This window comes from Streptomyces sp. NPDC059649, assembly GCF_042734445.1.
Lineage (GTDB): Bacteria > Actinomycetota > Actinomycetes > Streptomycetales > Streptomycetaceae > Streptomyces.
The window spans coordinates 1-4,764 of the sequence record NZ_JBHWDV010000115.1 but is presented as its reverse complement, the minus strand read 5'-3'; the positions used below and the strand labels follow the sequence as shown (position 1 = coordinate 4,764).

The window sequence follows — 4,764 nt, the reverse complement described above, 5'->3', positions numbered from 1 at the left end:
ACCGAGGTCAGCAGCGGAAGCGCCCAGGTGCCCGCGAAACCGAGCATCACCAGCGGTCCGGCCCATCCCGTGGCGTGCATCCAACGGCCGAAAAGGGTGTCGACGGGGAGCGAGCTCTGTTGGCTCACCGCGGCGACGAAGAGCGCCGGCGCGATCCAACAGGCAAGAACCAGCAGGCGGATCCGCCACTGCGAGACCAGCTTGAGCAGCTCGAAGCGGTAGCAACGCGCCACCGAGGCGCGGCGGATACCGGCACCGTGGGGCTGGGCCTGGGCGTGGGCGAGGGTCGCGGTCATCGTCCGGCCTCCTCTGGTCCGGTGAGGGCGAGGAACGCTGCCTCGAGCGGCGATACCAGGGGGGAGAGCTCGCGTACCGCGACGCCGGCCTGTACCAGCCGCACCATCAATTCGTCGAGGGCGGGCGCCAGCGCGCGTACGACGAGTACCTGCGCATCGTGCCGTGTCCCGGTGTCATCGACGAGGCGTACCCCGGCCGTTTCGGCGGCCAGTTGACGGGCGGCGTGCGCATCGGAGGTGCGTACCCGGTAGTCGAGCTCCTGGTCCTCGGCGGCCAGCTTGCCGAGCGGCCCGGAGAAGACGACCCGCCCGGTGGCGAGGATGGTGACGTCGGAGCAGAGGGCCTCGAGGTCGTCCATGCGGTGACTGGAGAGCACGACGCTGGTGCCGTCCGTCGCGAGCCGGGTCAGGACACCGTGTACGTGCTTTTTGCCGGCCGGGTCGAGGCCGTTGGACGGTTCGTCGAGCACCAGCAGCCGGGGCTTGGTGAGCAGCGCCGCGGCCAGCCCCAGCCGCTGTCGCATGCCGAGGGAGAAGCCGCGGGCCCGTTCGTCGGCGACATCGGTGAGCCCGACCTGCGCCAAAGCGTCGTCGATCGTCGCCGTCCGCGTGTCGTCACCGCGGAGCGCGGCCAGCGCGGCGAGGTTCTGCCGGGCGGTGAGCGAGGGGTAGAGACCAGGGCCGTCCACGAACCCGGCGACACCGTCGGGAGCGTCGAGCGTCCGCCCGACCGGTGTCCCCAGAATGTCGAGACTGCCGCTGTCGGCGACGGCCAGCCCCAGCAGGAGGCCGAGCAGGGTCGTCTTGCCGGCGCCGTTCGGTCCGACCAGGCCGTGAATCTGTCCCTGCGTCACATCCAGGTCGACACCATCGAGCGCGACGACATCGCCGAACCACTTGCTGATCCCGCGCGCCCGGACTGCGAGGAGTGCGTCCATGAGGTCCTTCCTTCGAAAGCCTCAAGGACCGTAAATGCAGTGCCCAACGATGGCCAGGAGCAGTCAGTTGAATGCTCATGAAACCTTTGACGACCGGCATGCACCGCGACGATCCCCGGACGGGCCCCGAGGAGCGCCGGGGTATCGGCAGCGGTGGACGCGGTGGACACCGCGGACGCGCAGGAGAAGATGCGCCACTCTGCGCGGACGCCTGGGTGCCTGAACGTCTGGGCGCCTGGACCCCTGCCCGACGAGAAGAGGATTCTTCTGTAGCGCATTGCAGGCGGTGGACTAGGACACGCCCCTACGAGCTCCGACTCGGATGGGGAGCGATGAAGCCCCGCCCTATGACCGACGGAGTATTCGCCGAGCACCTCACCACGCGAGCTGCCGCGGGCTCGGCCGGACATCGGTCTCCGGTGTCCAGGTTGATCGCGTTGCCTGGGCGGACGCACGGTGGCGAGCCGTTCGAGGCGATGGTTTCTCAGGTGTGCCGGGACCAGAAGGCGACGAACGTGATGTAGGAGAGGGCGGCGGTGGCCACGAACCAGAAGTACGGATCGCCACTTCGTCCGGATGCCAGCTCACCGATGAAGGCGCTGAGGTTTCCCACGGTAAGCACTACTCCCGTGCCGGCCCAGGCTCGCCCTCCGATCCGGGCGAAGCGCTCGTCAGGAGCCTTCTCGGTGAGGCCCTGATAGGTCTCGCTCCGGCGTCCCAGCAGCGCTAAGGCAAGGCTGCAGACCGCCAGGATTCCGAATGCCACCAGGCCGGGAGCGAGGCGGCCGCCGAACGTCGCGGCCACGAGGCAGGCGACTCCGAGGGCGAGGAATAACCCGGGGACGGACCGCCTGGCTGTGTTACTCGCCATCTGCTGGGCTCTCATCGACATGAAACATCTCCTCAACGCTGACCTCGAAGAACTTGGCCATGGACAAGGCGAGCGGCAGGGAGGGGGTGTACCGCTCGGTCTCGATCGCGTTGATCGTTTGCCGAGAGACCCCGAGGGCTGTGCCTAGCTGGCCCTGGGAGAGCCCTCGTGACGACCGCAGTTCCCTGACGCTATTTCGCACCTGTAAAGCGTACTTGTCACCCCGTGGCGGTTGTCAAGCTTGCTTTGCAGCGGGAAGCGCGGGTGCGTTCGCACGGCACCTCGGGCACCGAGCTCACCGTCCTGGTGGCCAGCCCGGCATGAAAGGGCGAGTGCATCCCCGACCACTCCTTGGAACGCCGCAACCTCGCCCGTGAGTGCGGCTCCGGCTCGCACGCTGAGGGAATCCGCGATCAGCAGTAGTCGGTAGAGACCGGCAGAGTGTGCCCCTGCTCGATGCGGTTGACCGTCCTTCGGTCGAGTCGGCGCGTTCGGTCGACCCAACTGCCTGGCTAGCCCTCCCGCGTCCACGGTCGTAGCTTCTCCGGGTTGCGGACTGCCCAGATTCGGGTGACGCATCCGTCGGAGACGTCGAACGAGGCCACGGTCACGACGACGCCGTCACGCCGGGCCACCAGGCCCGGCGCACCGTTGACCGATCGCTCCAGGAGTTCGAGCCCCGGAGCCTTGTCGGCAATGGCGACCATGTACTGGGCGATGCGCGCGCCGCCCTCGACCGGGTGCAGGACGGTGCCGACCATTCCGCCGCCGTCGGCGGTCATCACGGCGGCCGGGTTGAGGAGGCCGACGAGGGCCGCGATGTCCTTGTTCTCCCATGCCTCTTTGACGTGTCTCACCACGTCGGCCCGGCCGGTCGCCGTCACCGGAGTGCGCCCGACGCTCACCCGCCGCCGGGCGGAGGCCGCCAGCTGTTTGCAGGCCGCAGGGGTCCGGCCGAGCACGTCGGCGATCTCGGCGAACGGATACCGGAAGACGTCGTGCAGGACGAACGCCACCCGCTCGGCGGGCGTCATCGACTCCAGGACGACGAGGAAGGCCATGGCCACCGACTCGTCCCGGACGATCTGATCGGCGGGGTCCGCCGGGCTGGTGGGGTCGGCGCCGCCCGCGTGGTCCCATTCGGTGCGGTCGGGCAGCGGCTCGGGCAGCCAGGCGCCCACATAGCGTTCCCGCCGGACCCGCGCCGAGCCGAGCAGGTCCAGGCAGATGCGGCTGGTCACCGTCGTCAGCCAGGCACCGGGGGACCGGATCTCCTCCTGCCGGCTGCGCGGCAGCCCGCACCAGCGTGTGTAGGCATCCTGGACGGCGTCCTCGGCCTCGGTCACCGAACCGAGCAACCGGTAGGCGACATTGATCAGTTGGCGCCGCTCGCCGGCTATGTCATCTGTGCTGGCCCTGACAGTCCCCATGCGTCCGGCCGCCCCCTCGCCTTACCTTTCGCAGGCCCGCGTCGTCGAGCCGGTGAGACCTTATCGATCCACTGCCCGAGGGCGGAAAAGGGGACTGTGAGATGGCCACTCAGGTGACGGCAGCGGTGACGGCGACGGCGCACGCACAGCGCGGCTCCTCATTGCTGCGGATCGCGATCGCCCTGCAGACCCTGACCATCTTCCTTCAGGCGGTCTCCGCCGGATTGCTGCTGACCTCGTCCTACGGAGAGACGCTGCACAGTGTCGGAGCCCGTGTGATGTACGGGGCGTCGATGCTGTATGTGCTCGCGGCGGTGCTGGCGTGGAAGCCGGGCGGCGGGTCACCCCGGCCTGTCTGGCGCGCGTCTGGATTCCTCGTACTCGCTTCCGCCCAGGTCGCGTTGGGCATCGCGCACGTGCCGTCGGTCCATCTCCCCCTGGGCGTCTTGATGTTCGGCCTGAGTGTGCTGTCGCTGGCCCGGCGCTGAGGGGGCAGGCCGGCCGTGGGTGCTGAGCAGCGGGCGCGGACCTTCGTGAGGAACGCGCCTTGAGGTATCGACCGTCTTGAGTGGAAGTGCCGCAAGTGGGAGCGCCGCAAGTGGGAGCGCCGCACGTGCCGATGCGTGGTGTCGTGACCGTGGGGCGGGGGCGGTCATCTTCCGTAGGCGCGCAGGAAGACGTCTGTGGCGGTGTCGGCGACGGTGTCCGGGTCGGCATCGGGACGGTACTCCGGCGGGCCGGTGAGCAGGGAGAGGAAGTGCTCGGCGGCGAGCTCCGGGTCGCTCGCGCGCAGGCGGCGGGTGAGGATGAGGCGGGTCAGGCGGTCGGCGAGGGCGGAACGTACGCGTAGGGACGTGCGCTCGCGTACGCTCGCCGCCAGGTCGGGGAACGGCGCCGCCTGAGCGGAGGCCAACTGCCGTACGGCGTGGGCGTCTTCGGCGCTGAACGCCTGGAGCAGGCAGCGGGCCGCGGCCGTGAGCGGGGCGCGCGGGTCATCGTCCGCGGTGGCCTCGCGCAGCTGCTCGACCATGGCGAGGTACTGCGCGCCGATCCGGTCGGCGGCGGCCTCGACGGTCTCGCGGTAGAGGGTCTCCTTGGCTGAAAGGGGCGGTGGGGCCGGGTACAAAAACCGGGCCCCCCCCCCCTGGGGGGGGGAGCGGGGCGGGGCCAAGCCCGGGAGGGAGTTAAACACAAGGAGGTTCACCAGATAAGAACCCCCGCGGGGGGGC

General features: G+C 69.5%; 6 protein-coding genes and 1 pseudogene. 1 reads left to right on the top strand and 6 read right to left on the bottom strand.

Annotation, left to right across the window (positions count from 1 at the left end):
* From ACFV1J_RS40220 to sigJ, 5 genes and pseudogenes are all read right to left on the bottom strand, one after another.
* Positions 1 to 296 (bottom strand): annotated as a pseudogene (locus tag ACFV1J_RS40220) (ABC transporter permease); the annotation flags it as partial.
* On the bottom strand, positions 293 to 1,234 hold the full coding sequence (locus ACFV1J_RS40215) for an ABC transporter ATP-binding protein (RefSeq protein WP_385866954.1): 942 nt from the start codon (positions 1,232 to 1,234) through the stop codon (positions 293 to 295). The pseudogene ACFV1J_RS40220 and the gene ACFV1J_RS40215, both read right to left, overlap by 4 nt.
* 484 nt (positions 1,235 to 1,718) lie before the next feature.
* Positions 1,719 to 2,039, bottom strand: coding sequence for a hypothetical protein (locus tag ACFV1J_RS40210; RefSeq protein ID WP_385866951.1), 321 nt, complete (start codon positions 2,037 to 2,039; stop codon positions 1,719 to 1,721).
* A 55-nt stretch (positions 2,040 to 2,094) separates the two neighbouring features.
* Positions 2,095 to 2,307, bottom strand: coding sequence for a helix-turn-helix transcriptional regulator (locus tag ACFV1J_RS40205; RefSeq protein ID WP_385866949.1), 213 nt, complete (start codon positions 2,305 to 2,307; stop codon positions 2,095 to 2,097).
* 310 nt (positions 2,308 to 2,617) lie between these two features.
* Positions 2,618 to 3,535, bottom strand: coding sequence for an RNA polymerase sigma factor SigJ (gene sigJ / locus ACFV1J_RS40200; RefSeq protein ID WP_385866946.1), 918 nt, complete (start codon positions 3,533 to 3,535; stop codon positions 2,618 to 2,620).
* A 101-nt stretch (positions 3,536 to 3,636) separates the two neighbouring features.
* Between sigJ and ACFV1J_RS40195 the strand changes: the two genes are divergently transcribed.
* Complete coding sequence (locus tag ACFV1J_RS40195; protein ID WP_385866944.1) at positions 3,637 to 4,023, top strand: hypothetical protein; 387 nt, start codon at positions 3,637 to 3,639, stop codon at positions 4,021 to 4,023.
* A gap of 164 nt (positions 4,024 to 4,187) precedes the next feature.
* Here the strand turns inward: ACFV1J_RS40195 and ACFV1J_RS40190 are convergent, their stop codons facing one another.
* Entirely contained in the window at positions 4,188 to 4,661 is a 474-nt protein-coding gene (locus ACFV1J_RS40190) for a TetR/AcrR family transcriptional regulator C-terminal domain-containing protein (protein ID WP_385866943.1), read from the bottom strand.
* Between the last annotated feature and the right edge of the window lie 103 nt (positions 4,662 to 4,764).

Bases quoted from the DNA above. Each gene is read 5' to 3' on its own strand.
- ACFV1J_RS40195 (WP_385866944.1), top strand. From the start codon at position 3,637: ATGGCCACTCAGGTGACGGCAGCGGTGACGGCGACGGCGCACGCACAG.
- ACFV1J_RS40215 (WP_385866954.1), bottom strand. From the start codon at position 1,234: ATGGACGCACTCCTCGCAGTCCGGGCGCGCGGGATCAGCAAGTGGTTC.
- sigJ (WP_385866946.1), bottom strand. From the start codon at position 3,535: ATGGGGACTGTCAGGGCCAGCACAGATGACATAGCCGGCGAGCGGCGC.